The sequence below is a fragment of the Xanthobacter nonsaccharivorans genome (genome assembly GCF_043194755.2).
Classification (GTDB): Bacteria; Pseudomonadota; Alphaproteobacteria; order Rhizobiales; family Xanthobacteraceae; genus Xanthobacter; species Xanthobacter autotrophicus_G.
On the sequence record NZ_CM195526.1, the window covers coordinates 331,409 to 357,463 of the forward strand.

General features: G+C 70.5%; 25 protein-coding genes and 1 tRNA gene. 15 read left to right on the forward strand and 11 right to left on the reverse strand.

Annotated features, from left to right (window positions below; all coding sequences use genetic code 11):
- Window positions 1-285: 285 nt before the first annotated feature.
- The 3 genes from V5F59_RS01470 to V5F59_RS01480 all read left to right on the forward strand — a co-directional run bounded on the left by V5F59_RS01470 (window position 286) and on the right by V5F59_RS01480 (window position 2,860).
- The gene (locus V5F59_RS01470) at window positions 286-987 is read left to right on the forward strand and encodes an outer membrane protein (protein ID WP_393979665.1); all 702 of its coding nucleotides are present in this window, start codon (window positions 286-288) and stop codon (window positions 985-987) included.
- 168 nt (window positions 988-1,155) lie between these two features.
- Window positions 1,156-2,070, forward strand: coding sequence for an MBL fold metallo-hydrolase (locus V5F59_RS01475; protein ID WP_393979667.1), 915 nt, complete (start codon window positions 1,156-1,158; stop codon window positions 2,068-2,070).
- Window positions 2,071-2,101: 31 nt separating this feature from the next.
- On the forward strand, window positions 2,102-2,860 hold the full coding sequence (locus tag V5F59_RS01480; protein ID WP_393979669.1) for an SOS response-associated peptidase: 759 nt from the start codon (window positions 2,102-2,104) through the stop codon (window positions 2,858-2,860).
- Here the strand turns inward: V5F59_RS01480 and V5F59_RS01485 are convergent.
- Together V5F59_RS01485 and V5F59_RS01490 are read right to left on the reverse strand one after the other, a co-directional pair.
- The gene (locus V5F59_RS01485; RefSeq protein ID WP_393979671.1) at window positions 2,835-3,614 is read right to left on the reverse strand and encodes a DUF1499 domain-containing protein; all 780 of its coding nucleotides are present in this window, start codon (window positions 3,612-3,614) and stop codon (window positions 2,835-2,837) included. The two genes, V5F59_RS01480 and V5F59_RS01485, sit on opposite strands and share 26 nt — an antisense overlap.
- A 30-nt stretch (window positions 3,615-3,644) precedes the next feature.
- Window positions 3,645-4,397, reverse strand: coding sequence for an HAD family hydrolase (locus V5F59_RS01490; protein WP_393979673.1), 753 nt, complete (start codon window positions 4,395-4,397; stop codon window positions 3,645-3,647).
- Between the two features lie 243 nt (window positions 4,398-4,640).
- Between V5F59_RS01490 and V5F59_RS01495 the strand changes: the two genes are divergently transcribed.
- Window positions 4,641-5,864 (forward strand): extensin family protein, encoded by a 1,224-nt coding sequence (locus tag V5F59_RS01495; RefSeq protein WP_509211155.1) that lies wholly within the window; start codon window positions 4,641-4,643, stop codon window positions 5,862-5,864.
- Window positions 5,865-6,265: 401 nt separating this feature from the next.
- Here the strand turns inward: V5F59_RS01495 and V5F59_RS01500 are convergent, their stop codons facing one another.
- Entirely contained in the window at window positions 6,266-6,868 is a 603-nt protein-coding gene (locus tag V5F59_RS01500; protein WP_393979677.1) for a L,D-transpeptidase, read from the reverse strand.
- A gap of 318 nt (window positions 6,869-7,186) precedes the next feature.
- Here V5F59_RS01500 and V5F59_RS01505 point away from each other — a divergent pair, with 318 nt between their 5' ends.
- Window positions 7,187-7,396 (forward strand): hypothetical protein, encoded by a 210-nt coding sequence (locus V5F59_RS01505; protein WP_393979679.1) that lies wholly within the window; start codon window positions 7,187-7,189, stop codon window positions 7,394-7,396.
- A 291-nt stretch (window positions 7,397-7,687) separates the two neighbouring features.
- Window positions 7,688-8,662, forward strand: coding sequence for a magnesium transporter CorA family protein (locus V5F59_RS01510; RefSeq protein ID WP_393979681.1), 975 nt, complete (start codon window positions 7,688-7,690; stop codon window positions 8,660-8,662).
- 35 nt (window positions 8,663-8,697) lie between these two features.
- Here V5F59_RS01510 and V5F59_RS01515 read toward each other — a convergent pair whose 3' ends face one another.
- Together V5F59_RS01515 and pdxH are read right to left on the reverse strand one after the other, a co-directional pair.
- Window positions 8,698-9,447 (reverse strand): SDR family NAD(P)-dependent oxidoreductase, encoded by a 750-nt coding sequence (locus V5F59_RS01515; protein ID WP_393979683.1) that lies wholly within the window; start codon window positions 9,445-9,447, stop codon window positions 8,698-8,700.
- 102 nt (window positions 9,448-9,549) lie between these two features.
- Window positions 9,550-10,191 carry a pyridoxamine 5'-phosphate oxidase gene (gene pdxH, locus V5F59_RS01520; protein WP_393979685.1) on the reverse strand — a complete coding sequence of 214 codons (642 nt, stop codon included), beginning with the start codon at window positions 10,189-10,191 and terminating at the stop codon, window positions 9,550-9,552.
- 83 nt (window positions 10,192-10,274) lie between these two features.
- Between pdxH and V5F59_RS01525 the strand changes: the two genes are divergently transcribed.
- Together V5F59_RS01525 and V5F59_RS01530 are read left to right on the forward strand one after the other, a co-directional pair.
- Window positions 10,275-10,718: an RT0821/Lpp0805 family surface protein gene (locus V5F59_RS01525; RefSeq protein ID WP_393979687.1), complete on the forward strand. Its 444-nt coding sequence runs from the start codon at window positions 10,275-10,277 to the stop codon at window positions 10,716-10,718.
- A gap of 154 nt (window positions 10,719-10,872) precedes the next feature.
- Window positions 10,873-11,835, forward strand: coding sequence for a DnaJ C-terminal domain-containing protein (locus tag V5F59_RS01530; RefSeq protein ID WP_393979689.1), 963 nt, complete (start codon window positions 10,873-10,875; stop codon window positions 11,833-11,835).
- Between the two features lie 114 nt (window positions 11,836-11,949).
- On the opposite strand, the gene V5F59_RS01535 is transcribed toward V5F59_RS01530, so the two are convergent.
- Window positions 11,950-12,024: transfer RNA gene (locus V5F59_RS01535), tRNA-Thr, on the reverse strand.
- A 502-nt stretch (window positions 12,025-12,526) separates the two neighbouring features.
- Here V5F59_RS01535 and V5F59_RS01540 point away from each other — a divergent pair.
- Genes V5F59_RS01540 through V5F59_RS01550 form a run of 3 tightly spaced genes read left to right on the forward strand, consistent with a single transcriptional unit; the run spans window position 12,527 to window position 15,459 of the window.
- Complete coding sequence (locus V5F59_RS01540; RefSeq protein ID WP_393979691.1) at window positions 12,527-13,693, forward strand: ABC transporter ATP-binding protein; 1,167 nt, start codon at window positions 12,527-12,529, stop codon at window positions 13,691-13,693.
- A 10-nt stretch (window positions 13,694-13,703) separates the two neighbouring features.
- On the forward strand, window positions 13,704-14,621 hold the full coding sequence (locus V5F59_RS01545) for an ABC transporter permease subunit (RefSeq protein ID WP_393979693.1): 918 nt from the start codon (window positions 13,704-13,706) through the stop codon (window positions 14,619-14,621).
- 22 nt (window positions 14,622-14,643) lie between these two features.
- Window positions 14,644-15,459, forward strand: coding sequence for an ABC transporter permease (locus V5F59_RS01550; RefSeq protein WP_393979695.1), 816 nt, complete (start codon window positions 14,644-14,646; stop codon window positions 15,457-15,459).
- A 42-nt stretch (window positions 15,460-15,501) separates the two neighbouring features.
- Here the strand turns inward: V5F59_RS01550 and V5F59_RS01555 are convergent, their stop codons facing one another.
- Genes V5F59_RS01555 through V5F59_RS01575 form a run of 5 tightly spaced genes read right to left on the reverse strand, consistent with a single transcriptional unit; the run spans window position 15,502 to window position 22,889 of the window.
- Window positions 15,502-15,993 carry an META domain-containing protein gene (locus V5F59_RS01555; RefSeq protein ID WP_393979697.1) on the reverse strand — a complete coding sequence of 164 codons (492 nt, stop codon included), beginning with the start codon at window positions 15,991-15,993 and terminating at the stop codon, window positions 15,502-15,504.
- Window positions 15,990-18,056, reverse strand: coding sequence for a hypothetical protein (locus V5F59_RS01560; RefSeq protein ID WP_393979699.1), 2,067 nt, complete (start codon window positions 18,054-18,056; stop codon window positions 15,990-15,992). The genes V5F59_RS01555 and V5F59_RS01560 overlap by 4 nt, the downstream gene beginning before the upstream one ends.
- A gap of 28 nt (window positions 18,057-18,084) precedes the next feature.
- The gene (locus V5F59_RS01565) at window positions 18,085-20,931 is read right to left on the reverse strand and encodes a DUF4159 domain-containing protein (protein WP_393979701.1); all 2,847 of its coding nucleotides are present in this window, start codon (window positions 20,929-20,931) and stop codon (window positions 18,085-18,087) included.
- On the reverse strand, window positions 20,931-21,866 hold the full coding sequence (locus V5F59_RS01570) for a DUF58 domain-containing protein (protein WP_393979703.1): 936 nt from the start codon (window positions 21,864-21,866) through the stop codon (window positions 20,931-20,933). The genes V5F59_RS01565 and V5F59_RS01570 overlap by 1 nt, the downstream gene beginning before the upstream one ends.
- 21 nt (window positions 21,867-21,887) lie before the next feature.
- Window positions 21,888-22,889 carry an AAA family ATPase gene (locus V5F59_RS01575; protein ID WP_393979705.1) on the reverse strand — a complete coding sequence of 334 codons (1,002 nt, stop codon included), beginning with the start codon at window positions 22,887-22,889 and terminating at the stop codon, window positions 21,888-21,890.
- Between the two features lie 238 nt (window positions 22,890-23,127).
- Between V5F59_RS01575 and V5F59_RS01580 the strand changes: the two genes are divergently transcribed.
- Genes V5F59_RS01580 through V5F59_RS01595 form a run of 4 tightly spaced genes read left to right on the forward strand, consistent with a single transcriptional unit; the run spans window position 23,128 to window position 25,983 of the window.
- A complete protein-coding gene (locus V5F59_RS01580; protein WP_393979707.1) occupies window positions 23,128-23,799 on the forward strand; it encodes a DUF1285 domain-containing protein in 672 nt (223 codons plus the stop codon).
- The gene (locus V5F59_RS01585) at window positions 23,796-24,491 is read left to right on the forward strand and encodes a CoA pyrophosphatase (RefSeq protein ID WP_393979709.1); all 696 of its coding nucleotides are present in this window, start codon (window positions 23,796-23,798) and stop codon (window positions 24,489-24,491) included. Before V5F59_RS01580 ends, V5F59_RS01585 begins: the two co-directional genes overlap by 4 nt.
- The gene (locus V5F59_RS01590; RefSeq protein ID WP_393979711.1) at window positions 24,491-24,751 is read left to right on the forward strand and encodes a DUF6111 family protein; all 261 of its coding nucleotides are present in this window, start codon (window positions 24,491-24,493) and stop codon (window positions 24,749-24,751) included. The genes V5F59_RS01585 and V5F59_RS01590 overlap by 1 nt, the downstream gene beginning before the upstream one ends.
- Window positions 24,748-25,983, forward strand: a complete 1,236-nt coding sequence (locus V5F59_RS01595) for a CCA tRNA nucleotidyltransferase (RefSeq protein ID WP_393979713.1) — start codon at window positions 24,748-24,750, stop codon at window positions 25,981-25,983. The genes V5F59_RS01590 and V5F59_RS01595 overlap by 4 nt, the downstream gene beginning before the upstream one ends.
- Window positions 25,984-26,055 lie beyond the last annotated feature (72 nt).

A 26,055-nucleotide genomic window follows, 5' to 3' on the forward strand; every position in this document is an offset into this window, starting at 1 on the left:
GAAGTGATATCGGAAGCGTCTGAATTTACTATCTATTTACCTTTCGGCCGCGTCCCGCTTGCATTTTAGGGGGGCATTCCGGGCAAAGGGGGCGAGGTGGTGGTAGCGCGATAGCAAGGCGGCGTCAGGTTGTGCGGATTCGAGTCCAGTGTGGCAAGAATGTTACGGCATTTGGGCCGGACCCCTGCTAGATAGATCCCACTGGACGAAACAACTCTTGTCTAGCGTTCTGCGTACCCAAAAGACTTCGCCCAAACACGTTATACCCAAGCAAGGGGGTTGGTCATGAAGCGGTTCCTTCTCGCCACTGTCGCGCTCGCGGCGCTCTCGGCTCCGGCCGCGGCTGCTGACCTGGCGACGAAGTACCCGGTCAAGGCAGTGCCGGTTCCGGTGTTCTCTTGGACCGGTTTCTACATCGGCGCCAACGTCGGTTACGGCGGTGACTCGTTCAACTACGACGTCAACTACTTCGGCGCTCCGGTTGCCAATCTCGGCCTGACCTCTTCCGGCTTCTTCGTCGGCGGCCAGATCGGCTACAACTACCAGTTCGCCAACAACGTCGTGCTCGGCCTCGAGACCGACCTGCAGTGGTCGGACATCTCTGGCACCGTGGACGCCAACGTCCTCGCCCTGCCGGTCCTCTCCGCTGGCTCCTCGATCGACTACTTCGGCACGATCCGCGCCCGCCTCGGCTACGCGATCGACCGGTTCCTGCCCTACATCACCGGTGGTGTGGCGTACGGCAAGTCCTCGACCGACGTGACCCTCCTGGGCGTCCCGCTGTTCTCCGAGTCCTCCACCAACTGGGGCTGGACCATCGGCGCCGGCGGCGAGTTCGCTGTCACCAACAACTGGACGTTCAAGGCCGAGTACCTGTACGTCGACCTCGGCTCGTCCGACCTGACGGTCGCCCCCCTCGCGGGCCTGACCATCAACCAGGACAACAAGTTCCACACCTTCAAGGCTGGTGTGAACTACAAGTTCTGATCTCGAAGCTTCGCTTCGTGACGAGCCCGCTGCTTCGGCAGCGGGCTTTTTTCGTTTTGGGACCTCGTCATCCGGCGGCCACCCGGTGGAGGTCTTCTGATTGCCCTCCGGTCGCCGCTCGGGGATACCCTGTCGCGCCGGCTCGCAAGCTGGGCTAGTTTGGAACGCATGAGCGACGACATCGCCTTCAATCGCAATTTCGATGCGCCGGCGGGGCGGGCGGACGCGGTATCCCCGCTGGTCCGGCGCATCGTCGCGCCAAATCCCTCGGCCTTCACCTTCACAGGCACCTGCTCCTACATCGTCGGTCGCGGCAAGGTCGCGATTCTCGATCCGGGACCGGATGATCCCGCCCATATCGCCGCGGTGCTGGAGGCGGTGAAGGGCGAGGAGGTGACGCACATCTTCGTCACCCATACCCATCGCGACCACTCCCCGGCCGCGCGCGCCGTGCAGGCGGCCACGGGCGCCGTGACCGTGGCCGAGGGCCCGCACCGCCCCTCGCGCGCCCTGGCCATCGGCGAGCTCAATCCGCTGGATGCGAGCGCGGACACGGACTTCGTGCCGGACATCGCCCTTCCGGATGGCGAGACCATCGCCGGGGCGGGCTGGACCATGACCGCGGTGGCGACGCCGGGCCATACGGCGAACCATTTCGCCTTCGCGCTCAAGGAAGACGCGCTGTTGTTCTCCGGCGACCATGTGATGGCCTGGGCGACCTCCATCGTCGCTCCGCCGGATGGCGCCATGGGGGATTACATCCGCTCGCTGGAAATCCTGGCGCGGCGGCCCGAGCAGATCTACCTCCCCGGCCACGGCGGTCCGGTGACGGACGCTCCCGCCTTCGTCCGCGACTATCTCGGCCATCGCCACGCCCGCGAGGCGGCCATCCTGCGCGCCCTCGACCGGGAGGTGGAGACGATCCCGGATCTCGTCCGCGGCATCTATATCGGCCTCGATCCACGGCTCGTGGGGGCGGCATCGCTCACGGTGCTCGCCCATCTCGAGCATCTGGTGGAGCGTGGCGCGGTGCTGACCGAGGGACTGGCTTCCATCGACGGGCGCTTCCGCCGTGCCGACTGACGCGGCGTGGCCGCCGGCGGGCTGAGCGCCCATGTGCGGGCGGTTTGTCCAGCATCAGGCGCCCGTCGTCTATGCGGAGCATTTCGGGGTGGACCCGCTCACGGCGCCGCTCCCCAATGCGCCGGCCCGCTACAATGCCGCGCCGACGCAGGATCTGATGGCGGTGCGGCGTCACCCCGCGACGGGGCTGCGCCACCTCTCGCTGCTGCGCTGGGGGCTCGTGCCCTCCTTCTCGAAGGATGCCTCGGGCGGCGCGCGCATGATCAATGCGCGCTGCGAATCCGTCGCCGAGAAGCCGGCCTTCCGCAGCGCCTGGGCAGCGCGGCGGCGCTGCATCGTGCCGGCGGAGGGCTTTTATGAGTGGCGGGCCACGGACAGCGGGCGCCAGCCCTTCTTCATCCGGCGGGCGGATGGCGCGCCGTTGGCATTGGCAGGCCTTTGGGAGGGCTGGAAGGATCCGGCCACCGGCATTTGGCTGCGCACCTTCACCCTTCTCACCTGCGCGGCCAACGCCCGCCTCGCCCCGCTGCACGAGCGCATGCCGGTGATCCTGCCCGAGGTCGACATCACCGCCTATCTGGAGGAGCCGGACCCCCGTGCCCTGCTGCGGCCGCTGCCCGGGGCCGCGCTCGAGCTCTGGCCGGTGTCGCGGAAGGTCAATTCGGTACGCAACGACGCGGCGAGCCTGATGGCGCCGCTCGAAGGCGAGGAGGGACGGGCCGCCCTGCGCCTGCTGGGCGGGGAGGCCGAGGGCCCGCGTGAGCTCAGCGCCGGCGGCGTTCGGCCGTGAGGTCGGTCATCAGCGATTCGATGCGCTGCGCATTGGTGCCGAGGTCATGGCCCCCGTATCGGGCTGCCGACCGTGCATCCACCCTCGCGCCCTTGGGCGTGGGCCGGATGCGGATGACCACATCGCTGCGGAAGCCCATGAGCGGGGAGATGGCGACGGCCTCGATCTGCCCGTCGCGCCGTGTGCCGCGCGGGGGAACGGCATCGAGGATGTGCCACTTGCGCTTCTGGATCAAGGCGAGCACGGCATTGAACGCCTCGTCGGGCGTGGCCGAAAGGTCCACCGGCTTGATGACGGGATAGGCGAGGTGCTGGAGGCCCGCGGCATCGGCGCCGGGATAGGCGAGAGGATTGGCATCGCGCGGGTGGGCGAAGGTGAGCGCGCGAAATCGCGGCGGGTCGGCGGGGTCGGTGGTGATGTCGGTGAGGCGCGGCAGCATCATGCCGCGCGCCAGCACGGCGGCTGGCCCCGCGAGCACGAGGGCGGCGATGGCCACGGCGGCCATGGCCCGCCCGATGCCGAGCCAGCCGGTCTCCCAGGTGACGAAGAAGGCCACGGTGCCCAGCACGCCGGCCAGCAGGGCGAGGCCGAGGCCTGCGCCGAGCGTCGCCATGGCGGGCTGGAAATCCAAAAGCCCGGTGCGGTAAAGCACGGCCGAAAGCGCCACCACCGGCAGCGAAAACAACGCGAGGCGAAAGCTCCACCGTGCCAGCGGCGAAAAGCGCTCCTCGGTATAGAGACGGCGTCTGATCATGAAACTCGCCTGCCGGCTGCCCGCACGTGTTTAGACCGCGTTTTCCGGCTGCTGGAAAGAGGGGGCGGCCGCCTCGCCCGTGGTGGAGAGAAGGCGCGCGGGGAGGTCGTCCACGCTGTCGACCACCAGGTCGGCCTCCTCAAGCAGGGAGGCGACGGGGATCGGGCCGCTGCGCACCAGGATGAAGCGGGCCCCCGCCGCGCGCGCCGCGTGGAAATCGTGGGCCGTGTCGCCCACCACGGCGACGGCCTCGGGCCGGTGCCCGAAGCGCTCCGCATAGGCCGTGATCATGCCGGGCTGAGGCTTGGATCCGAAGCCGGAATCATAGCCGTGGATTGCGGTGAGAAGGCCGCGGAGACCAAGCACCTCCGCCTGCTCGCGGGCGCTCGCCTCAGCGTCGTTGGTGACGATGCCGAGGTCGAGCCCCGCAGCCTTCAGCCGCTCCAGCGCCGCGCGCGGCCGGCCGATGGGCGTCAGATGCCGCAGCCCCTCCTGCGCGAACAGGCGGTCCATGAGGGAGAAGAACGCGCTTGTCGCCGGGCGGCCGAGCACCTCCGCCCACAGCGGGCCGTAGTGAATCGAGGAGCCGGACACCAAAGGCGAGGTGTGCAGGAATCGCTGTTCCGCCTCCACATAGTGGCTGACGGCGGCCAGCCGGGCGAACGCGGCCTCGTCGCCGGCCGCCAGGGTGCGCATCACCGCTCCGGCCGCCGGCCCCCAGGTGCGGTCGAAATCGACGAGGGTGCCGTCCTTGTCGAAGAGCAGCGCCGTGAGGTTTTTCATCAGGAGTACCGCCGGTTCAGGGGGCAGGGGCGTCGTGCGCCCGGCGTGTCGACCTTGGGTCGATGTCTCTTTACTATCACGATCATCATGCTCTCGCGACGACCTGCGCCGCCCCCCTTCGCCGTCCCTCCTCCGAAGGAGCCCGGACGGCCCCCGTCCACGCGCCCCGCGGCGTGGAAGCCGTGGCCGCGTCCTGCCTGCTGGCGGTCGCTGGGGGTGTTGCTTCTGCTGGGCGCGCCTGGGGTGGCTGCGGCGGCCGCCCCCCTGCCGCCGCAGCGGCCGGCGGCCCTCGCGGCGGCTCCGGTGTCGCCCTCCGCTCGCCGTCCCGCGCTGCGGACCGCGCCGCTTCCCCCGCCGCGTCCGGCCGAGATCGAGGCTTTGCGTGCCAGTGAGGAGGAGGCCGAGCAGGAGGTGGCCCCCGCAGCCGCGCCGCCGGAGCCGCAGTTCGCGGCCCGCAGCGCGCCGGCGACCCCGTTTTTCAATCCGTTCGCCCCGGCCACCGCGCCCGAACCGGAGGAGGTCGCCCCTCCGGCACCCTCAGGCACGGAGGGGTCGGCCGGTGTCGTTGCTCCGGGGGCCCTGCCGCCGGCCTGTGCCGCCCTGGTGGCGGACGGGGCGATGATCGCGGTGGCGGAAAAGCCGATTTCCACCGTCGGGAGCTGTGGTGTCGCCCACCCGGTGCGGCTTTCCGCCGTGCGCATCGGCGAGGGGCGGATGGCCGCCATGAAGCCGGAGGCGGTGATCACCTGCGAGGTGGCGGCTGCGGTTGCCGACTGGGTGCGGGAAGATCTCGCCCCGGCGGTGCGGGCACTCGGCTCCGAGATCGAGACGGTGCGGGTCGCCGCATCCTACGACTGCCGCGGGCGCAACCGGATCGCCGGCGCGCGCATGAGCGAGCACGGCCTCGGCAAGGCATTGGACGTGGGCGGCTTCGAGCTTGCCGACCGGCGCGTGATCCTGGTGGAGAAGGGCGGCCTGCCCCGCGACCTGCGGGGGCGCATGAAGGACAGCGCCTGCCTGCGCTTCGCCACCGTGCTCGGCCCCGGCTCGGATGGCTATCATGAGGACCACATCCACGTGGATCTCGCCGAGCGGAAGAGGGATTTCAAGCTGTGCCGCTGGAACCTCGATGCCCCAACCCTGATCGCCGGCAAGAAGTCTGGCGCCAGGGAGGGGGCGGACAGGGCGAGCCCGGCCGAGGGGGCGCCCGTGTCCGTTGCCTCGGAGGGGAAGGCGGGAGGCGGGGAAAAGCCCGCGGATGGCAAACCGGTGCATGCCAAGCCCGCGGCGGGATCGGCGGGCGCGAAATCCGGGGCGACGGCCACGTCCAACGGGAAGCCGCCCGGCACCGGCGCCAAGCCCTCTCCCAAGCCGTCTCCCAAGTCCCCTTCCAAGCCGCCGCCCGCGTCGCCCTCAAGGCCTGACCGCAAGTCCCCGCCGCCGGCCGGTGATGCGGCGGACGAATGACGCGACGGACAAGGGATGAGATTGGCAGGTGACGCGCTGGCGGCTCGGAGGCCCGGCGCATGCGCCGGGCTACCGTTCGGCCCCGGCTGAGGGTGGGCTCGCGGGAGGCGGGGCGTCGGCCCCGCAGGGCATGAATCCGCATGAGGGTGACGCGACTCTCGGGCCATGGCCATGACGGCCTACAGGGCGCCGCGTCAAGAAAGGCTCCAGCAACCGCGGCGGGAGCGCGGTCCGCGTGCTCAGAGCTGGAAGGCGGTTCACGGAGCAAAGGGATGCAGGGTGCTCGAATCCCGCTTTCGCCGAGCCGGAAGGCTTCCGCCACCCGGGGCAAAGGGCACAAACGAAAAAGGCGCGGCCAAGCCGCGCCTTTCGTGTTTCCGGGATGCGGCGTCAAAGGCCGATCAGAGCACCACCACCTCGGAGCCGACCGGAACGCGGCTGTAGAGATCGATGACATCCTCGTTCAGCATGCGGATGCAGCCGGAGGAAATCGCCTGCCCGATATATTCGGGCTGGTTGGTGCCGTGGATGCGGAAGAGGGTGTCGGTGCTACCCTGGTAGAGGTAGAGCGCGCGTGCACCCATCGGGTTGTGCGGACCGGGCGCCACGTAGGACGGAAGACCAGCGATGCGCTGGTGAATTTCCGCCGTAGGGGTCCAGCTCGGCCATTCGGTCTTGCGGCCGACCTTGGCCTGGCCACGGAATGCGAGGCTTTCCTCGCCCACGGTCACGCCGTAGCGGATCGCCTTGCCGTTGCCTTCCACATAGTAAAGGAACTTGTTCGGCGTATCGACGACTATGGTACCCGCCTTCTTGCTGGTCGGATACTCGACGACATGCCGCGCGTACTGACCCGAAGGCTGCACATTCGGGTAAGGCTTGTTTGCCAGGAGTTGCTTGTCCTTCGCCGTCATCGCCGTCGAAGGCGCCGGCGCAATGGTTTCAGACATGCAGCCGCTGAGCATCAAACCCGCCAGCAGTGCTCCGACCGCCCGCCACATCATGGTTGCCTCTTTATTTCCTCTGCCTTGTCGCACAAGGAGGATTCGAACCCGCACAATCTGAATTAACTGAATGTACGCCACGCTTGAAGGGTCGACGAACGCCTGACCGCTCACTTGTGCGAAAGCGTTGCAGAAATGCCTCACCAACTCACGTTTCGTCAGGCCGTTCGTAGTTTCGCAAGCATTTGGGCGCGTACTCGAGACATCACCTTGGAGAAGTCGCATCCATTGCACAGTTTCGACGCAGTTGATGCCCATCTCTGTAGGGGTCAAGCGAAGGTGCCGCAGCGTCATAAGGGTACCGAACAGGAGTAGGACATGTCTGCCGAACAACCGTCTCAGGGGCTCAGCACCCGAGTGGAATCGGATCTGAAGCGTACCGCCCAGAGCCAGCAGTGGAGGGACATCGGGATTTCCGCCGTCGCCGCTGCGGCCCAGCAGGCCAGCGACAAGCGCGCCACCGAGGCGAAGGCCGCCGAGGCCAATCGCATCGTGACGCTCAAGGACATCGACTTCCTCGCAGCCTGAGGGCGCAAGGCAGCCACCCGGACACCGGCGCGGGGGCCGGTCCGGTGTGACGCATCCGGGATCCGAGCGGATCCCGCTTCCCCCTTCTGCGACGAGAATCGAGCAGGGCTCATTCCCGGCGGGGCCTAGCGGCCGCGCCGGCGGGAGAGGCACGCGCCCCTCTCGGGAAGCGTTCTTCGAAGCCCTCTGTACTTGCCGCTGAAAAACGCGTTGTGTGCGCCCCCGGCGGGGATGGTCATGCATGCGGTCGCGTGCGGGCCCCACTGGCCGGTTCATCGCCGAGGGAGCCGCATGATCGTCGCTTATGTCGTCGCCGAGGGAGGGCTGAAAGCCGTTCCCGTCTCCGCGGGTGGCGTGCCCTCCGAAGCGGTCTGGCTTGATCTCATCTCCCCCGACGAGGCGGACGACCGCATGGCGGAGACGCTGGCTGGCATCTCGATACCAACCCGCGAGGAGATGGGCGAGATCGAGCAGTCGAGCCGCCTCTATACGGAGAACGGCGCGCGCTACATGACCGCCTCCATCCTGTGCGGGGCCGACACCGAAACCCCGGCCATGGTGGCGGTCACCTTCATTCTTTCCGGCGGGCGTCTCATCACCGTCCGCTATGGCGAGCCACGGGCCTTCCCCACCGTGGCGGGGCGCCTGGCCAAGGGGTGCCCGGCCGCCCTGACGGGCGAGGCCCTGCTGGTCGAGCTCCTGGAGGCGGTGGTGGATCGCTCCGCCGACGTGCTGGAGCAGATCGGAGCCGACGTGGAGCGCATCTCCCGCCGCATCTTCGAGCGGGACCGGGACGGGGAGAATGCCAATCGGCGCTACCGCGCCATCCTCACCCATGTCGGCCGCAAGGAAGGCCTCGTCTCCTACGCCCGTGAGAGTCTCGCCTCGCTTCAGCGCCTGTTCTCCTTCCTCGGCACGGAAACGAACGGCTCGGCGGTGCGCAAGGAGTCCCGGGCGTCCATCAAGTCCATGAGCCGTGACGTGTCGGGCCTCGCCGACTATGCGGCCTTCCTCGGCGACAAGCTGCAGTTCCTGCTGGACGCCACCATCGGCATGGTCGGGCTGGAACAGAACAACATCATCAAGATCTTCGCGGTGCTGTCCGTGGTGCTGATGCCGCCCACGCTCATCGCCTCCATCTACGGCATGAACTTCCAGCACATGCCGGAGCTGGCGGAGACCTACGGCTATCCCCTGGCCCTCGTCGCCATGGTGGTGTCGGGCATCCTGCCCTACCTCTTCTTCAAGTGGCGCAGGTGGCTCTGACGTAAGGGTGGCTGGCCCGGCCGCGCGGGCGACGCTCAGACGTGCTGGCCGCCGTTGATGAGGATCTCCGCCCCGTTGAGGTAGGAAGAGGTATCCGTGCACAGCACGTAGATGATCTTCGCCACCTCGTCCGGCGTGCCGAGCCGCTGCATGGGGATCTGGGCGACGATCTTGTCGGTCCCCGGCGAGAGGATGGCGGTGTCGATCTCTCCCGGCGCGATGGCGTTGACGCGGATGCCCCTCCGGCCGAAATCGGAGGCCATCTCCCGCGTCAGCGCCGCCAGGGCCGCCTTGGACGTGCCGTAGGCCGCCCCGGCGAAGGGGTGCACCCGCGAGCCGGCGATGGAGGTGACGTTCACCACCGAGCCCTGCGCCTTCTCCAGTTCCGCCGCGAGCCCGCGGGCGAGGATGATGGGGGCGAAGAAGTTCACCTGGAACACGTCCACCCAGGTCTCCAGGTCCGTATCGAGCGTGCCGAGCCGGCTGCCGCCCTCGCCCTTGGGAGAGATGGCGGCGTTGTTGACGAGGGCGTCGAGCCGGCCGTCCGGCAGGCGGCGCTTCACCTCGGCGATGGCCGCCTTGGTGCTGGTGGGGCTGGCGAGGTCCACCTGGATGTGGTCCTCCGGCCCGGCCCCCCAGGGGCACTTCTCCGGGAAGGCGTGGCGCGAGCAGGAGATGACGCGCCAGCCGGCGGCGGAGAATCGCTTGACCGTCGCATGGCCGATGCCGCGCGACGCCCCGGTGAGGAGCATGATGCGGGGCGTCTCTTCGGGGGCGGCGGTCATCTGCGCGGCTTTCTGGCTTCCGGGCTCTTGCCCTCGACTTGCGCACCGGGCTGCCACGAGGTCAAGCGGGGAGCACCCCGGGCCCGGCGTCCGAGGGCGCGCTCACGGGAAAAGGTGGCTCTTGGCCCAGGCGGCGGCCTCGCTCTCGCGCCGGAACTGCAGCCGGTCGTGCAGGCGGAAGGGGCGATCGTGCCAGAATTCCATGGCCACCGGCAGCACGCGGAAGCCCGTCCAGTGCGGCGGCCGCGGCACGGTGCCGAGGGCGTATCTCGCCGTGGCCGAGGCCACCGCCGCCTCGAGCGCGAATCGGCCTTCCAGCGGGCGTGACTGGCTGGAGGCCCAGGCGCCGATCTGCGACAGGCGCGGCCGGGTGGCGAAATAGGCGTCGGCCTCCGCGTCGCTCACCTGTTCCACCGGCCCGCGTACCCGCACCTGCCGGCGCAGCGACTTCCAGTGGAAGACGAGGGCGGCCTTGGGCGTGGCCGCGAGCTCGCGGCCCTTGGCGCTCCCGGTATTGGTGAAGAAGACGAAGCCGCGGGCGTCGAGCCCCTTCAGCAGCACCATGCGCGCATCCGGCAGGCCATCCGAATCGACGGTGGCGAGCGTCATGGCATTGGGGTCGTTGGGCTCAGTCTTCTCGGCGTCGGCGAGCCAGTCGGCGAACAGCGCGAAGGGCTCCGAGGCTTCCGTAAAATCACCTGATGTTAAGGGGTTCTGGGCTTCCATGGGTGTGCTCGATGTCATGTGGGAGCCCCTCGTGTCCTGCCGCATTTTCCTGCTCCGCATCCGCGGGCCGCAGCTTCCCTCTATATAGAAGTGTAATCGGCATGCGCGAAGGCCTCCGCCTTGTGCCCGGAGCATGGCTGCTCGCCGCGTGTCTGGCCGCCGGCCTCGCCGGTTGCTCGACGCTACCGAGCCTGGAGGAGGACGGCCTCGTCACCGGCTCCATCCGGCCGACCCCGGCGAGCCTGAAGCTGCCCGAGGGGGCCGCGCCCAAGGGGGTCGCGGCCGGCGACTGGGTCCAGGCCAAGGCGGCCCTCGACCAGGCCCTTGCCGCCCGGGACAAGGATGTCTCCATTCCCTGGGAGAACCGCGACACGGGCGCGCACGGCACCGCCACCCCTATCGGCGCGCAGCGGACGGGCGGGTGCCGCGACTTCATGATTTCCCTGGTGGACGGCAAGACCACCGACCGCTGGATCCAGGGCGAGGCGTGCAAGGCCACCTCGGGCCTCGTGCTCCAGCAGGTGCGCATCCTCGGCCGGGCCTGACGGCGACATCCGCCAGCCCTGCGGGAAAGGAGCGGATGCGGCATCATTCGCTTCAGCGCAATTCGTGGCAGCGCGGGCGTTGCATTTTCCGCGCCATGAACCACATCTTCGGTGCGGCCGGCCGCCTGAGCGCCGGCCGGCGAGGTGAATGTTCATGCGTGATCCCTACGACGTCCTCGGCATTTCCAAGACCGCTGACGAGGCAGAGATCAAGCGCGCCTACCGGAAGCTGGCGAAGAAGCTGCATCCGGATGCCAATGCGTCGGACCCCAAGGCGCAGGATCGCTTCGCGGAGCTGAACACCGCGCACGAGATCCTGGCCGACAAGGAGAAGCGCGGCCAGTACGACCGCGGCGAGATCGACGCGGAGGGCAAGCCGCGCGCTCCCGATTTCTCCGGCTTCGGCGGGGGCGGGCCCCGGCGTGGCCCCGGCGGCTTCTCCGGCTTCGACGGCGACACCATTTTCGAGAGCTTCTCCTTCGGTCCCGAAGGCATGCGCCGCTCGTCCGCCCGCGGCGGCGGCGGGCGTGGCTTCGAGGATGTGGGTGACATTTTCGGGTTCGGCCGGCAACGGCGCTCCGCGGGTGGCGGCTTCCAGCCCCAGCCCGGCGCCGACATGGAGATCAGCCTGCCGGTCTCCTATGAGGAGGCGACCCAGGGCGCGTCCAAGCGCGTGGGCCTGCCCAACGGCAAGCAGATCGACATCAAGATCGCCGCGGGCACCCGCGAAGGCCACCGCATGCGCCTGAAGGGGCAGGGCGAGGCGAGCCCCATGGGCGGCCCGGCCGGCGACGCCTATGTCACCATCTCCTACGCCCCGCATCCGAGCTTCGAGCGGGATGGCGACGATTTGCGTCACGCGGTGGACGTGCCGCTGGCCGATGCGGTGCTGGGCGGGAAGATGCGCGTGCCGACCCTGACCGGGGTGGCGGAGCTTGCCATTCCCGCCTGGACTTCCGGCGGGCGCACCTTCCGCCTGCGCGGCAAGGGCCTGCCCAACGCCACCGGCGGCCACGGCGACCTTCTGGTGCGCGCCAACATCGTCCTGCCGAAGGAAAAGGACGAGGCGCTGGAGGCCCTGATGAAGAAGCTGCGCGAGGACGCCGCGTCTGCCTGACGCCGCGTCTTCCGTCCCCTTCCCGCCCCCGGTCGCAATGCGCCTGCGCGCGACAGGGGCCCGCGACACGAGCGGGACGCTGATTCGGAGATGCAGAAGAAGGCGATCCGAGGCTGGTGCTGCGAGAGAGGATTGAACTCTCGACCTCTCCCTTACCAAGGGAGTGCTCTACCACTGAGCTACCGCAGCGCGCCGGTGGACCGTGGCAGCAAGCCACCGGCCCGGAAGGCGACGGACTGTTGCCGTCGTCAGGCGGCCTCGTGTGCCACAAGCAGGCGGGCGGCGCAAGGGGGGATGGGGCCGCCGCCGGGTCATCCACACCGAAGGCGCCGACACTGCAGTCGCGGGCGCGGGCCGCCTGTGAAAAACGCGGCGACGCATGCGGAGGCCCGGCCCCTCCCGGCGGATGTCGCCGCCCGTCGTCCGCCGGGAAGGGGCGGCGCTTCATCCTTATGCCCGATATCCCTTTCGGCGCCCGGGCCTGCCGCGCCCCGTCGCGCGGGGGCTGCGCGGCCGCGGCCTGACCGTGCCGGCCGGATGGAGCGGGGCCGGCTGCGCGCGGGCGGGCAGGAAAAAAGGGGCGTGCCCTGCCGCTGGGCGGTGCGCGATGCAATTTTGCGCTTGCACACGTCTTGAGCGTTTTGCCGGACCCGGCTAGCCTCCTTCAGCGAGGCCATGACGGGGTATCGGAATGGGTGCGGAGAAGGCGCGCAAGGAAACCATCGGCGCCGTGCGGCGCACGTTCGCCCCGTGGGCGGACCCGACCCAGAAGCCCCTGATCCGTTTCGAGAATGTGGTGAAGCGCTTCGGCGATTTCACCGCCGTCGATCATGTGAGCCTCGATATCTACGAGCGCGAGTTCTTCGCGCTGCTCGGCCCCTCGGGCTGCGGCAAGACCACCCTCATGCGCATGCTCGCCGGCTTCGAGGAGCCGAGCGAGGGACGGCTGACCCTCGCCGGGGAGGACCTGGCGGGCGTGCCGCCCTACCGGCGGCCGGTGAACATGATGTTCCAGTCCTACGCTCTGTTCCCGCACATGAACGTTCAGGACAACATCGCCTTCGGCCTGAAGCAGGACAAGATGTCGAAGGGCGACATCGACGCCCGCGTCGAGGAGTTGCTGAAGCTCGTCAAGCTGGACAAGTTCGCCAAGCGCAAGCCCCACCAGCTTTCCGGCGGCCAGCGCCAGCGCGTGGCGCTGGCCCGCTCGCTGGCCAAGCGGCCGAAGGTGCTGCTGCTGGACGAGCCGCTCGGCGCCCTCGACAAGAAATTGCGGGAGGAGACCCAGTTCGAGCTCATGGACCTGCAGATGAAGCTCGGCATGACCTTCCTGATCGTGACCCACGACCAGGAGGAGGCCATGACGGTGGCCGACCGCATCGCCGTGATGAACCAGGGCGTGCTGGTGCAGGTGGCGCCGCCGGCGGTGATCTACGAGCAGCCGGCCACCCGCTACGTGGCCGACTTCATCGGCGAGGTGAACCTCATCGAGGGGCAGGTGACGGCCTGCGACGGCGAGACCACGCGCATGGCCTCGCCGGTCACGCCGTGCCCGCTGGTGGTGGCCCAGCATGTGGAGGCGAAGCCCGGCGACAGCGCCTGCATCGCCATCCGCCCCGAGAAGCTGCGCATCTCGCTGGATCCGCCGGCGGAGCAGGGGGAGAACTGCTTCGAGGGCGAAATCTGGGACATCGGCTATCTAGGGGATCTCTCCATCTATCACGTGGAGCTCGCCTGCGGGCAGCGCATCAAGGTTTCGCAGCCGAACCTGTCGCGCCTCGTGGCCCGGCCCATCACCTGGGAAGACAAGGTGTGGGTGACCTTCGCGCCCCACGCGGGCGTTGTCCTCACCCGCTAAGGAGACGCCCATGCCCATGGCCGGGGAGAAGGGACGGGGCCGCTGGTTCGTGATCGCGGTTCCGTATCTGTGGCTGCTGGCGCTGTTCCTGGCGCCGTTCCTCATCGTCTTCAAGATCTCGCTGTCGCAGGACGTGGTCGCCCAGCCGCCCTATGCGCCGACGCTGGACCTCGCCCAGGGCTTCGCGGGCTTCAAGGCGTTCCTCTCCCAGCTGTCCCTTGCCAATTACGGCTATGTGCTCGACTTCTCGAACGAGTTCATCCAGGCCTACGGGTCGAGCCTCATCATCGCCTCCATCTCCACCATCCTGCTGCTGCTGGTGGGCTATCCCATCGCCTACGGCATGGCGCGGGCGCCGCGCTCCCTCCAGCCGACGCTGCTGATGCTGGTGATCCTGCCGTTCTGGACCTCCTTCCTGATCCGGGTCTACGCGTGGATCGGCATCCTCTCGCCGGAAGGGCTGCTCAACCAGGGCCTGATGGCGCTGGGAGTGATCGACACGCCGCTGGAGATCCTGAACACCAACACCGCCGTCTACATCGGCATCGTCTATTCCTATCTGCCCTTCATGGTGCTGCCGCTCTACTCCGCGCTGGAGAAGCTGGACCTCACCCTGCTCGAGGCCGCCGCCGACCTCGGCTGCCCGCCGGTGAAGGCGTTCTGGACGATCACCTTCCCCTTGTCCCTGCCCGGTGTCGCGGCGGGTGCGCTGCTGTGCTTCATCCCGGCGGTGGGCGAGTTCGTGATCCCGGACCTGCTCGGCGGGTCGGACACCATCATGATCGGCAAGTCGCTGTGGACGGAATTCACCGTGAACCGCTCCTGGACGGTGTCCTCGGCGGTGGCGGTGCTGCTGCTCCTCGTCCTGGTGATACCCATCGTCATCTACCAGAACATCCAGCAGCGCGAGCTGGAGGCGGGACGATGAGACGCAAGCCGGAGGCGGTGAAATGAAAAAAGGCCTCACCTGGTTCAACGTCACGTCCATCGTGCTGGGCTTCGCCTTCCTCTACATCCCGATCCTCCTTCTGGTGGTCTATTCCTTCAACGCCTCGCGGCTCGTCACCGTGTGGGCGGGCTTCTCCACGCAGTGGTACTGGGCCTTGCTGGAGAACGAGCAGCTCATGGACGCGGCGTGGGTGACGCTGCGCATCGCCTTCTTCTCCTCCCTTGTCTCCACCGTGCTGGGCACCATGGCGGCGCTCGCCCTCACGCGCTACGGGCGGTTTTCCGGGCGGACCCTGTTTTCGGGCATGATCTACGCGCCGCTCGTCATGCCGGAGGTGATCACCGGCCTGTCGCTGCTGCTCCTGTTCGTGGCGGTGGACTTCGACCGCGGCTTCTGGACGGTGCTGCTGGCGCACATCACCTTCACCATGTGCTTCGTGGCGGTGGTGGTGCAGTCGCGCCTCGTCACCTTCGACCGCACGCTGGAGGAGGCGGCCCTCGACCTTGGCTGCCCGCCGTTCCAGACCTTCTTCAAGATCACGCTGCCGCTCATCCTGCCGGCGGTGGTGTCCGGCTTCATGCTGGCCTTCACGCTCTCCCTGGATGACCTCGTGATCGCGAGCTTCACCACCGGCCCGGGCGCGACCACCCTGCCCATGCGCATCTATTCGCAGGTGCGCCTCGGGGTGACGCCGGAGATCAACGCCATCTGCACCATCCTCATCGCCATCGTGACGGTGGTGGTCATCGTCGCGTCGATCGTGACCAAGCGGGCGGAGAGTCAGCGCCAGGCGGAAGAGCGGGCGGCGATGCAATAAGCCGGCGCCACCGGCCCGGGGTGGCCGGAGGCGCCGCGGGCCTCACAGTCCGGAGAAGCGCACCACGGGCGTGCCGGTGAGATCCAGCAGGAAGAGCTTCCGCGTCGCCGGATCGACGCGGAAGGCGCGCACCACCGTCAGGGCGGAGAAGAACTTCTGCTCCTGCTCCATCACCGCTGGCGTGCAGGCCATGCGCGTGGTTGCCAGCGGGCCGAAGCTGATCCGCGCACCGGCGATGGTCGCCGTGCCGGTGTAATGGTTGCAGCCGCCCGAGCCGGAGACGGTTCCGTCCGCGGCGATGGAGAGGGTGGTCTGCATGCGGTCCACCACCCCGCGGCCGCGGATGTCCTCCGCCAGCCAGTCGCCGGCGGGGGTGAGGGGGGCTTCCGCCGCCACGGCCCTCGGCTGCGGCAGGAACGGGCCGGACGCCGTGACCATGCCCGCCATGACGATGCTGGCCAGGACCACGCGGGCAAAGGCCACGCGGGCAAGGCGACGCCGGCCCAGGGCCGGCTCGGCCGGGGATCTCATCATCGTCCCTCCCGCACCCAGGCGGCGGTCAGCACGCCGAGAAGCAGCAGCAGGCCGGACAGGCCGGCGAATACCGGGAACAGGCCGATGGAGCGCACCACCGATACGTCGCGGGTCTTCAGCCCCATCCAGTCCTCCCCGGCCAGCCGGTCGGAGGCGGAGACCTGCACCACCCGCGGCACCGCGCCGTCCAGCTCGGAGAGCCGCCACACGCCGCCGCCGGTTGCGGTGGCGAGGGGGGCCACCACGTCCCGGGTGCTGGTGACTTCCGCGAACTCCCTGGGGTTCAGCGGGCCGATGTTGGCCAGCGCCGTGAGCGGCCCGTTGGCGGCGCGCCACAGGCCGAGCTCGTCGGCGGGGGTGGAGGCGCGCCACAGGCCGGGCTTGGCTTCGGCGAGGGTCAGGGTGCGCACCCGCCCCGAGGGGGTGGTGACGCTGGCTTGCGGCACGCGGTCCGCCATGGTCTGGCGCTCCACCACCAGGTCGCGGCCGGAGACGGTGAGCTTCAGGCGCTCCTCCTCCAGGTCCGGCTCCTTCATGAGCCAGTGGGAGAGGCGGCGCAGCAGGTCGATGTGCGGGCCGCCGCCCTCGTAGCCGCGGGCCCACAGCCAGATGTGGTCGGACAGCAGCAGCGCCACGCGCCCCTCGCCCACCCGGTCCACCAGCAGCACGGGCTTGTCCCCCGGCGCGCTCATGAGGCTGGTGCCGGAGCGGGCGGTGGCGTCGATGACACGGAAGAAGCGGCTCCAGCTGGGCGGGGTGGTCTCCGAGCCCGGCAGGTCGCGCGTCACCGGGTGGCGCTTGCCGGGGCTGGTGAGCTCGGCGCGGTAGGGCGCCTCGGTGGCCTCGCCCTTGGGCACGCCGGGCAGGATCTCCTCCAGCGGCGTGTTGATGAGGGAGCCCATGTCGATGAAGTCGGTGCCCGCCGCCACCAGCACCGCGCCGCCCTGGCGCACGTAGCGCACGATGTTGTCGAAATAGATCTGCGGCAGCACGCCCTGCTGGGCGTAGCGGTCGAAGATGATCAGGTCGAAATCCTTGATCTTGGTCTGGAACAGCTCGCGCGTGGGGAAGGCGATGAGCGAGAGCTCGTTGATGGGCGTGCCGTCCTGCTTCTCCGGCGGGCGCAGGATGGTGAAGTGGACGAGGTCCACGTTGGCGTCGCTCTTGAGCAGGTTGCGCCAGGTGCGCTCGCCCACGTTGGGCTCGCCGGAGACGAGCAGCACCCGCAGCTTGTCGCGCACGCCGTCGATGGAGACGGCGGTGCGGTTGTTCACCACCGTCAGCTCGTCCGGAAGCGGCGGCACCTCGAACTCGACGATGTTGGGCCCGGCGTGGGTGATGTCCACGTCGACGCTGGCGCTGCGGCCGGCGGTGACGGTGGGCCTCGCGATCACCTCGCCGTCGCGGCGGATGGTGACGGGCACGCGGGCGCCGGCGGGGACGCCCTCGTCGGTCACCTTGAAGGTCAGGGTCTGCTTCTGGCCGACGATGCCGAAGCGCGGCGTCTTCTCCAGCGCCACGCGGCGGTCCTTCTCGCCGGGATGGCCGGTGATGAGGGCGTGGATGGGAGCGGAGAAGCCGAGCGCCTGCGGCTTGTCGGGGGTGTCGTGCACCCGCCCGTCGGTGATGAGGATGGCCCCCGCCACCCGTTCCGGCGGCACGTCGGCGAGGCCCGCGGACAGGGCCGAGAACAGGCGCGTGCCGTCCGCATCCGCGGTGCCGGCGTCGGCCTCGATGGTGCGCACCTCCACGCCGGGCAGCTTGCCCAGCCGCTCGGCCAGCTGCGCCCGGGCGGCTTCCGTCTGCTGGGTGCGCTCGCCGAAGGATTGGCTCGGGCTCTTGTCCACCACCATGGCCACCACCGAGGTGAGCGGCTCGCGCTCCTCCTGGGTGAAGGAGGGGTTGGCGAGGGCGATGAGCCCCACCGCCAGCGCCAGGGCGCGCAGCACCGCGCCGCGGGTGCGGGCGGCGAGGAGCAGCCCGGCGAGCACCAGCGCCACCACGGCGATGGCGAGCAGCGCCGGCAGCGGCAGGAAGGGGGAGAAGGTGAGGCCGTAGCTCATGGCCGGCCCGCCGCGGCGCGATGCGCGCTCATTGCCCCAGCCTTTCCAGCAAAGCGGGGACGTGCACCTGGTCCGCCTTGTAGTTGCCCGTCAGCACGTACATCACCATGTTGGCGCCGGCCCGGAAGGCGAACTCCCGCTGGCGCGGCTCGCCGGGGGTGAGGGGCAGGATGGGATCGCCGCCCCTGGTCACCGCCCAGGCCCCCGCGAGGTCGTTGGCGCTGATGATGATGGGCGAGACGCCGTCTCCCGCCCGCGCCGGGCGGTCGGCATCGTCGGTGGCGGCGGGCAGCGCCTCCACCCAGGTGGTGCCGCCGGTGAAGCGGCCGGGGAAGTCCTTGAGCAGATAGAAGGCCTTGGTGAGCACGTGGTCGCGCGGCACCGGCTCCAGCTCGGGAATGTCGAGGCGGGAGAGGATGTCCTTCAGCCGCACGCCCGCGGCGGAGAGGGAGCCGCCGGGCGCGCCCTGGGTCTCCAGCGCGTCGCGGGTGTCGAAGATCACCGTGCCGCCCTGCTTCATGTAGGCGTCGATGCGCGCCAGTGTCGCCGCCGAGGGCATGGGGGCGTCGGGCTGGATCGGCCAGTAGAGCAGCGGGAAGAAGGCGAGCTCGTCCTTCGAGATGTCCACCCCCATGGCCTCCCCCGCCTGGAGGGCGGTGCGCTGGGAGAGGAAGGCGGAGAGCCCGTCGAGCCCGGAGCGGGAGATGTCGTCCACCTCCTGGTCGCCGGTGATCACATATGCGAAGCGGGTCTGGGTGGTGGCCTTCAGGGCGAAGGCGTCGTCCTCGGCGGCCCGCGCCGGGGCGGGCAGGGTGCCGAGGCCGGCCACCCCGAGGGCGAGGGCCAGGGTGAGCGCCGCCGCCGCGCCACGCTTTGCGCCGCCCCTGGCGCTTCCCCCGCCCAGCCGGCCGAGGCCGCCGGACAGGAGCAGCACGGCCAGCGCATCGAGCAGCAGCAGCAGCATGGCGGCCACCAGCACGGGGCCGCGCAGGTCGCGCGGGGCGCTGTCCTTCAGGGGCTCGATGGTGCCGCCCACCACGGAGAGGTCGAGGGGCTTCGGCCTGTCGTCGGGCAGGAGGGCGTTCACCGCCAGCAGGCCGTCCGGCGGGCCGTAGAAGCCGGGGGGATGGTCCGCCGTGGCGCGGTCCGCATAGGTCGCCGGCAGCGCATGCACGGTGGGGCCGGCGGGGTGGAAGGCGCCGAAGCCGTCGAGGACGCGGGCGGGGGGCAGCGCCGCCACGTCGGGGCGGTCCGCCGCGTGGGCGGTCGCGGCCGGCGGGGCGTCGGCGGGGGGCGGGGCGTCGGACAGGGCGATCACGCGGCGCAGCATCTCCACGAAGGTGCCGGACAGGGGAAGGTTGGACCAGGAGGTGTCGCCGGTGACGTGGAACAGCACCAGCGCCCCCTTGCCCCGCCGCACGCCGGTGACGAGGGGCGTGCCGTCCGCCAGCGTCGCCCAGGTGCGGTCGCCCAGGGTGCCGTCGGGCTCGGCCAGCACCTGGCGGTTCACGGTCACGTCGTCGGGCAGGCGCACGTCGCGGAAGGGGCCGTCCGGGGTGAGCGCACCGAGCCGCTGGGGGGTCTCCCAGGACAGGGAGCCGCCGAGCACGCGTCCGCCGCGGCGCAGCTTCACCGGCAGGAGGTCGTCCTGGGCATTGGCGAGGCGCGGGCCGGCGAAGCGGATCAGCACGCCGCCCTCCTCCACGAAGCGGGCGAGGCGGGTGCGTGTGGCGGGGGGAATGGTGCCCACGTCGGTCAGCACCAGCACGGGCAGGCGCTGCTCCAGGAAGCGGTTGATGTTCTCCGTGGCCGAGCCGGTCTCCGCCACGCGGATGTCGGCGAAGGGCGCGAGCGCGCGGGACAGGTAATAGGTGGGCGCGAGCAGGGGCTGGCCGGTGTCCGTGCTGGTGCCGGAGACGATGCCCACCGCCCGGCGGCGCCACCGCTTGTCCAGCAGCTGCACCGCGCCGGCGGAGCGCTCGCCGGTGATGTCGAGGCGCGCCACCTCGTTGCGGATCTCCACCGGCAGCTCGAAGCGCGTTTCGGTCTCGCTTGCGCCCTCGGGCAGGGTGAACGGCGCCTCGCCGATCGCGAGGCCGCGGGAATCCTTGGCCGCGACCACCCCGGCGCGGGGCGGGCCGCCCTCGGGACGCAGCACCTTCACGGTGAGGGCGTCGGCCTCGTTCAGCGCGCCGGCGAGGGCCAGAGGCGGGGCCACGCCGCCGCTGACCACCAGCCGGCGGGCCGAGGGGCCGAGGGCGGCGAAGCCCTGCGCCAGCTCCGTGTCGGCCCCCAGGTCCACCCCGTCGGACAGGAAGACGACGCCGGCCTCCGCCACGCCCGAGGTCACCTTCGCGGCCAGCGCCAGCGCCTCGCGCCGGGCCGGAGCGTAGGGCACGGGCTCCAGCGAGCGCAGGCGGTCGCGGGCGGCGGCGGGGGTGGCGAGCGTCGCCTCGCGCGGCACCTCGCCGGTGGGGATGAGGGCGATGCCGCGCCCGTTCGCCTCCGCCTCGTCGATGAGGGCGGATGCGGCGGCGCGGCGGGCCTCCCAGCTGGCGGCGGCGGGCCAGCCCTGGTCGATGATCAGCACCAGCGGCCCGCCCTGCGCGGGCGCGACGGCCGGCGGGTTCCAGATGGGGCCGGCGGCGGCGAGGATGATCAGCGCCGCCAGCAGCAGCCGCAGCAGGGTGAGCCACCAGGGCGTGCGCGCCGCGCTCTCCTCCTTCGGCGTGATGGAGAGCAGCAGCCGCAGGGGCGGGAAGGCCATCTCCCGCGGCTTCGGCGGCACCACGCGCAGCAGGAACCACAGCAGCGGAAGCGCGAGGAAGGCGGTGAGCAGCAGCGGCGCGGAGAAGGCGAGGGGGAGGCCGAGCATCAGGCGGGCCCTCCCGAGACATAGGGATGCCCGCCCCCGCGCGGGGTCAGGGCCCCGCCGCCGGCGCCCATGCGGGTATGGAGGGCGAGCAGCAGCTCGCTGGCCGGCCGGTCGGTGCGGTGAAGGGCGAAGGACCAGCCCAGCCGCTCGGCGGCGACGCGGATGCGGGCGCGGTGCTCCACCAGCTTCAGCTCATATTCCGCGCGCCAGCTCTCCGCGCGGCCCACGGTGAGGCGCTGCCCGCCCTCGGGCTCGCGGAACTCGATGCGGCCGGAGAAGGGGAAGGTCTCCTCCGCCGGGTCCACCACCTGCACCACATGGCCGTGGGCGCCGGAGGCGGCGAGCTGCTCGATGCGCGCGGCCACCTCCTCCGCCGGGCTCCAGAAATCGCCGATGAGGACGATTTCCGAAAGCGGCGAGGGGCTGAAGGGGGGCGGCAGGCTCGCCGGCCGCTCCGGCGCCAGCACCACGGCTTCCGCCATGCGCTCGGCGATGCGGCGGTTGGCGGAGGGGCGCATCATCTGCGGCATGCCCACCCGTTCCCCGCCCTTCACCAGGAGCTCGGCGAGGGCGAAGGCGACGATGAGGGCGCGCTCGCGCTTGGGGGCCTGCCCGCGGGAGAAATAGTCCATGGAAGGCGACAGGTCCGGCCAGATCCACACGGTGTGGGCGGCCTCCCACTCGCGCTCGCGCACATAGAGATGGTCGTCGCGGGCGGAGCGGCGCCAGTCCACGCGGCTGGCGGGCTCGCCATCGACGAAGCGGCGATATTGCCAGAAATTCTCGCCGGTGCCGGCGCGGCGGCGCCCGTGCAGGCCGTGCTGCACCGTCATGGCGATGCGGCGCGCCTCCAGCACGAGCCGGGGCATGGACGCGGCAAGGTCCGCCGCTGCAAGCGCGGCGGTCTCGACGGTCTGTTGCGCGTCAGCGGCCAATGGCGTGTCACCCACTCCGGCTCACCCCAGCCGCTCGGCGAGGCGGCGGATGATGTGCGAGACGTTCTCCCCATCGGCGCGGGCGGCGAAGGTGAGGGCCATGCGGTGCTTCAATACCGGCTCGGCCAGCGCCACCACATCGTCCACCGAGGGGGCGTAGCGGCCGTCCAGCAGGGCGCGGGCGCGCACCGCCAGCATCAGCGCCTGGCTGGCGCGCGGGCCGGGGCCCCAGGCGATGTAGCGCTGCTCCGGCCCTTCCGCGCCGGGACGGGCCGAGCGCACGAGGGTGAGGATGGCCTCCACCACCGAATCGCCCGCCGGCAGGCGCCGCACCAGGCGCTGGGCGGCGACGAGGTCGTCCACGCTCATGGCGGGCCGCGCCTTCTGCTCCTCGGCGGAGGTGGTCTCGAACAGGATGCGGCGTTCCGCGTCGCGGTCCGGATAGTCCACGTCGATTTCCATCAGGAAGCGGTCGAGCTGGGCCTCGGGGAGGGGATAGGTGCCTTCCTGCTCCAGCGGATTCTGGGTGGCGAGCACGTGGAAGGGCTTGGGCAGGTCGTGCCGCTCGCCGGCGACGGTGACGTGATATTCCTGCATGGCCTGGAGCAGGGCCGACTGGGTGCGCGGCGAGGCGCGGTTGATCTCGTCCGCCATCAGCAGCTGGGCGAAGATGGGCCCCTTGATGAAGCGGAAGGCACGCCGGCCGCCGGCCGTCTCCTCCAGCACTTCCGAGCCGAGGATGTCGGAGGGCATGAGGTCCGGCGTGAACTGGACGCGGCGGGCATCGAGGCCCAGCACCGTGCCCATGGTTTCCACCAGCTTGGTCTTGGCGAGGCCGGGCACGCCCACGAGCAGCGCATGGCCGCCGGAGAGGATGGTGATGAGCGCCCGCTCCACCACCGTCTCCTGGCCGAAGATCACCGAGGAGATGGCGGCGCGCGCCGCCTTCACATGGGCTGCGGCGGTCTCCGCATTGCGGATGATCATCTGGTCGAGGTCGAAGGTCTCGCCGGCAGCCGACATGTGCCTCTCCTATACGCCACGCGCCCTCGGGACAGGCTTGCCGCGAAAAGCGGCAACAAAACGCCCCGTGCGCGCATCCGGACAACGCCCCCGGATGGGATATTGCAAACGTCGCGCCACCCGGACACAGAGCTTACGATAAGATTGCGCTGCGTCTAACCCCGCTGGAAGGCGGCGGCGTGGACGGCGCGCTCACGTCATCGCGAGACGTGCGGCGTGCGCTGCGCGGGAGGTGCACATGCCAGAGGCCAAAGCCGCCACCCCTGTTTCCCCGGCCGCCGGCCGGCTCGACGCGCTGATGGCGGCGGCGAAGGCGGCCGGCGGCCGGGGGCCCGCGCCGGTGGACAAATGGGACCCGCCCGACTGCGGCGATCTCGATATCCGCATCAAGGCCGACGGCACCTGGCTCTACATGGGCACGCCCATCGGCCGGCAGCCGCTGGTGCGCCTGTTCGCTTCCGTGCTGGCGCGCGAGGGCGCGCGCTACGTGCTGAAGACGCCCGCGGAGAAGGTGGGGATCACCGTCGAGGACGTGCCCTTCCTCGCGGTGGAGATGGCGGTGGAGGATGCGGCGGAGAGCCGCACCCCGGATGCGCGCGGCCACGAGAGGGGCGCCGGGGATGGCCGTACCCTCGTGTTCCGCACCAACATGGACGACCTGGTGCGCTGCGGCCCCGGCCACGACCTGCGCTTCGCCCGCGGCGCCGGGGCGGGCGAGGTGGTGCCCTATCTCCACGTGCGCCACGGGCTGGAGGCGCGCCTCACCCGCGCGGCGCATTTCGACCTGATGGAGCAGGGGGAGGTGCGGGACGAAGCGGGCGTCCCCATGTTCGGGGTCATGTCCGCCGGCCTCTTCTATCCCATCCTGCCGGCGGCCGAGCTCGGCCTCGAAGCGGAACACGGCGCATGACCCACTTGTCCGAAGACCCGCCGGAGGATCCGCCGGAAGAGCGCGCGCAGGACGAGGTGGTCGGCCTTGCCGCCTTCCTCGACCGGGCGCGGGCCCGCCTCTCGCGCACGCCGCCGGCCTTCTATTCGGAGGCGGCCTATCCCGGCCTTGCCGGCGACCATGCCCTGCAGCCGGAAAAGATGTCGCTCCTTCCGGCAAAGCCACCGCGTCATGCCGCCGTGCTGGTGCCGGTGGTGGCGCGGCCGGAGCCGACCATCCTCCTCACCCTGCGCTCGCCGCACCTGTCCCAGCATGCGGGGCAGGTCGCCTTCCCCGGCGGGCGGGTGGACCCCGGCGACAAGGACGAGCTGGACGCGGCGCTGCGCGAGGCGCGGGAAGAGGTGGGACTCGCCTCCCGCCTCGTGGAGCCGCTCGGCTATCTCGACGGCTATCTCTCCGGCACCGGCTTCTGGATCGTGCCGGTGGTGGGGCTGGTGGATCCGGCCTATGAGCTGACCCTCAACCCCTCCGAGGTGGCGGAGGCGTTCGAGGTGCCGCTCGCTTTCCTCATGAGCCCGCGCAACCACGAGCGCCAGTCGCGCGAGTGGAAGGGCACCCTGCGCCACTTCTATGCGATGCCCTTCGAGGGGCGGAACATCTGGGGCGCCACCGCCGGCATGCTGCGCATGCTGTATGAGAGGATCTACGCCTGATGGTGCGCAGCCTGCTCCTGGAGCTCGGCCTGTTCCTCACTCCCTTCGTGCTCTACGGCGCGCTGCTGCTCGCCACCAAGGGCTCGGTGGTGCCCGAGCACTGGTCGCTCCGCGCGCTGGCGGGGGTGGTGGCGGCGGCGGTGGCCCTCGTGGTCCTCGGGCTGTTCCTGTTCGAGCACGGCCATGTGGCCCCGCCCGGCAGCCACTACGTGCCGGCGCAGACCAAGGACGGCGTGTTCGTGCCGGGGCATTCCGAATGAGCGCGTCGGTTGCCGGCGCCGATTTCTGGGCGACCCCCGGCCTCACGGAGGTGCTGCGCCTTCTCAATCGCGACGGCGAGGAGGCCCGCGTGGTGGGGGGCGCGGTGCGCAACACCCTTTTGGGGCTGCCCGTGACGGACGTGGACATCGCCACCACCGCCTTGCCGCAGGAGGTGGCCGCCCGCGCGGCGGCCGCCGGGCTGAAGCCGGTGCCCACGGGCATTGCCCACGGGACGGTGACGGTGGTGGCGCATCACCATGCCTTCGAGGTCACGTCCCTGCGGGAGGATACGGAGACGGACGGGCGGCGCGCCGTGGTGCGCTTCGGCCGCAGCTGGCTGCACGACGCGCAGCGGCGCGACTTCACCCTCAATGCCCTCTACGCCAAGCCGACGGGGGAGGTGGTGGACCTCGTGGGCGGGCTGGAGGACCTCAGGGCGCGGCGGGTGCGCTTCATCGGCGATGCGCAGGCGCGCATCCGCGAGGATTACCTGCGCATCCTGCGCCTGTTCCGTTTCCATGCCGCCTATGGCGCGGGGGAGGTGGACAAGGCTGCCCTCACCGCCTGCGAGCGCCTGCGCGCCGGCCTTCTCGGCCTGTCGCGGGAGCGGGTGCGGGCGGAGATGATGAAGCTGCTGCTCGCCCCCCGCGCCGCGCCGACCCTGGCCACCATGGCGGACACGGGTCTGCTGCAGATGCTGCTGGCGGGGGTGGGCGCCGTGCCCGCCTTCACGCGGCTTGCCGCCCTGGAGGCGGAGACGGGCGTCGCGCCCGCGGCGGTGCGGCGGTTGGCGGCGCTGGCGCTGTGGGGAAAGGACGACGTGGAACGGCTGCGGGATCGCCTGCGCCTCTCCAATGGGGAGAAGGCCCGGTTGCGGGCGCTGGCGGGGCCGGTGCCGCTGTTGCCGGACAGCCGCGCGGTGCGGGGCTTCCTCTATGGGGTGGGGGTGGAGGCGGGGCTCGACCGCGTGCTCCTCGCAGCCGCCCGGCGGAGGGACGGCATATCCTCCGCCATCGCCACGGGGGTGGCCGAGGTCGCCCGCTCCTGGACGGTGCCGAAGGTGCCGTTCGGTGCCGCCGACCTCATGGCGCTGGGCATGAGCCCGGGGCCGAAGCTGGGCGCGGCGCTGACGCGGGCCGAGGAAGCCTGGGCCCGCGCCGATTTTCCCGATGATGCGCCGTCCGTCGCCGCTCTGGTGCAGGCGGCGGCGCGGAGCGGCGCGGACGGCTGAAAGCCGGGCGGGGCCCGATGGCAGGGCGCCGGGGCGCGTCGTGTGCCCCGCGCGTGAGCCTGCCTCAGGGGG

Coding starts and splice junctions, on each gene's coding strand:
- V5F59_RS01470 (WP_393979665.1), top strand. CDS start 286: ATGAAGCGGTTCCTTCTCGCCACTGTCGCGCTCGCGGCGCTCTCGGCT.
- V5F59_RS01475 (WP_393979667.1), top strand. CDS start 1,156: ATGAGCGACGACATCGCCTTCAATCGCAATTTCGATGCGCCGGCGGGG.
- V5F59_RS01480 (WP_393979669.1), top strand. CDS start 2,102: ATGTGCGGGCGGTTTGTCCAGCATCAGGCGCCCGTCGTCTATGCGGAG.
- V5F59_RS01485 (WP_393979671.1), bottom strand. CDS start 3,614: ATGATCAGACGCCGTCTCTATACCGAGGAGCGCTTTTCGCCGCTGGCA.
- V5F59_RS01490 (WP_393979673.1), bottom strand. CDS start 4,397: ATGAAAAACCTCACGGCGCTGCTCTTCGACAAGGACGGCACCCTCGTC.
- V5F59_RS01500 (WP_393979677.1), bottom strand. CDS start 6,868: ATGATGTGGCGGGCGGTCGGAGCACTGCTGGCGGGTTTGATGCTCAGC.
- V5F59_RS01505 (WP_393979679.1), top strand. CDS start 7,187: ATGTCTGCCGAACAACCGTCTCAGGGGCTCAGCACCCGAGTGGAATCG.
- V5F59_RS01510 (WP_393979681.1), top strand. CDS start 7,688: ATGATCGTCGCTTATGTCGTCGCCGAGGGAGGGCTGAAAGCCGTTCCC.
- V5F59_RS01515 (WP_393979683.1), bottom strand. CDS start 9,447: ATGACCGCCGCCCCCGAAGAGACGCCCCGCATCATGCTCCTCACCGGG.
- pdxH (WP_393979685.1), bottom strand. CDS start 10,191: ATGACATCGAGCACACCCATGGAAGCCCAGAACCCCTTAACATCAGGT.
- V5F59_RS01525 (WP_393979687.1), top strand. CDS start 10,275: ATGCGCGAAGGCCTCCGCCTTGTGCCCGGAGCATGGCTGCTCGCCGCG.
- V5F59_RS01530 (WP_393979689.1), top strand. CDS start 10,873: ATGCGTGATCCCTACGACGTCCTCGGCATTTCCAAGACCGCTGACGAG.
- V5F59_RS01540 (WP_393979691.1), top strand. CDS start 12,527: ATGGGTGCGGAGAAGGCGCGCAAGGAAACCATCGGCGCCGTGCGGCGC.
- V5F59_RS01545 (WP_393979693.1), top strand. CDS start 13,704: ATGCCCATGGCCGGGGAGAAGGGACGGGGCCGCTGGTTCGTGATCGCG.
- V5F59_RS01550 (WP_393979695.1), top strand. CDS start 14,644: ATGAAAAAAGGCCTCACCTGGTTCAACGTCACGTCCATCGTGCTGGGC.
- V5F59_RS01555 (WP_393979697.1), bottom strand. CDS start 15,993: ATGATGAGATCCCCGGCCGAGCCGGCCCTGGGCCGGCGTCGCCTTGCC.
- V5F59_RS01560 (WP_393979699.1), bottom strand. CDS start 18,056: ATGAGCTACGGCCTCACCTTCTCCCCCTTCCTGCCGCTGCCGGCGCTG.
- V5F59_RS01565 (WP_393979701.1), bottom strand. CDS start 20,931: ATGCTCGGCCTCCCCCTCGCCTTCTCCGCGCCGCTGCTGCTCACCGCC.
- V5F59_RS01575 (WP_393979705.1), bottom strand. CDS start 22,889: ATGTCGGCTGCCGGCGAGACCTTCGACCTCGACCAGATGATCATCCGC.
- V5F59_RS01580 (WP_393979707.1), top strand. CDS start 23,128: ATGCCAGAGGCCAAAGCCGCCACCCCTGTTTCCCCGGCCGCCGGCCGG.
- V5F59_RS01585 (WP_393979709.1), top strand. CDS start 23,796: ATGACCCACTTGTCCGAAGACCCGCCGGAGGATCCGCCGGAAGAGCGC.
- V5F59_RS01590 (WP_393979711.1), top strand. CDS start 24,491: ATGGTGCGCAGCCTGCTCCTGGAGCTCGGCCTGTTCCTCACTCCCTTC.
- V5F59_RS01595 (WP_393979713.1), top strand. CDS start 24,748: ATGAGCGCGTCGGTTGCCGGCGCCGATTTCTGGGCGACCCCCGGCCTC.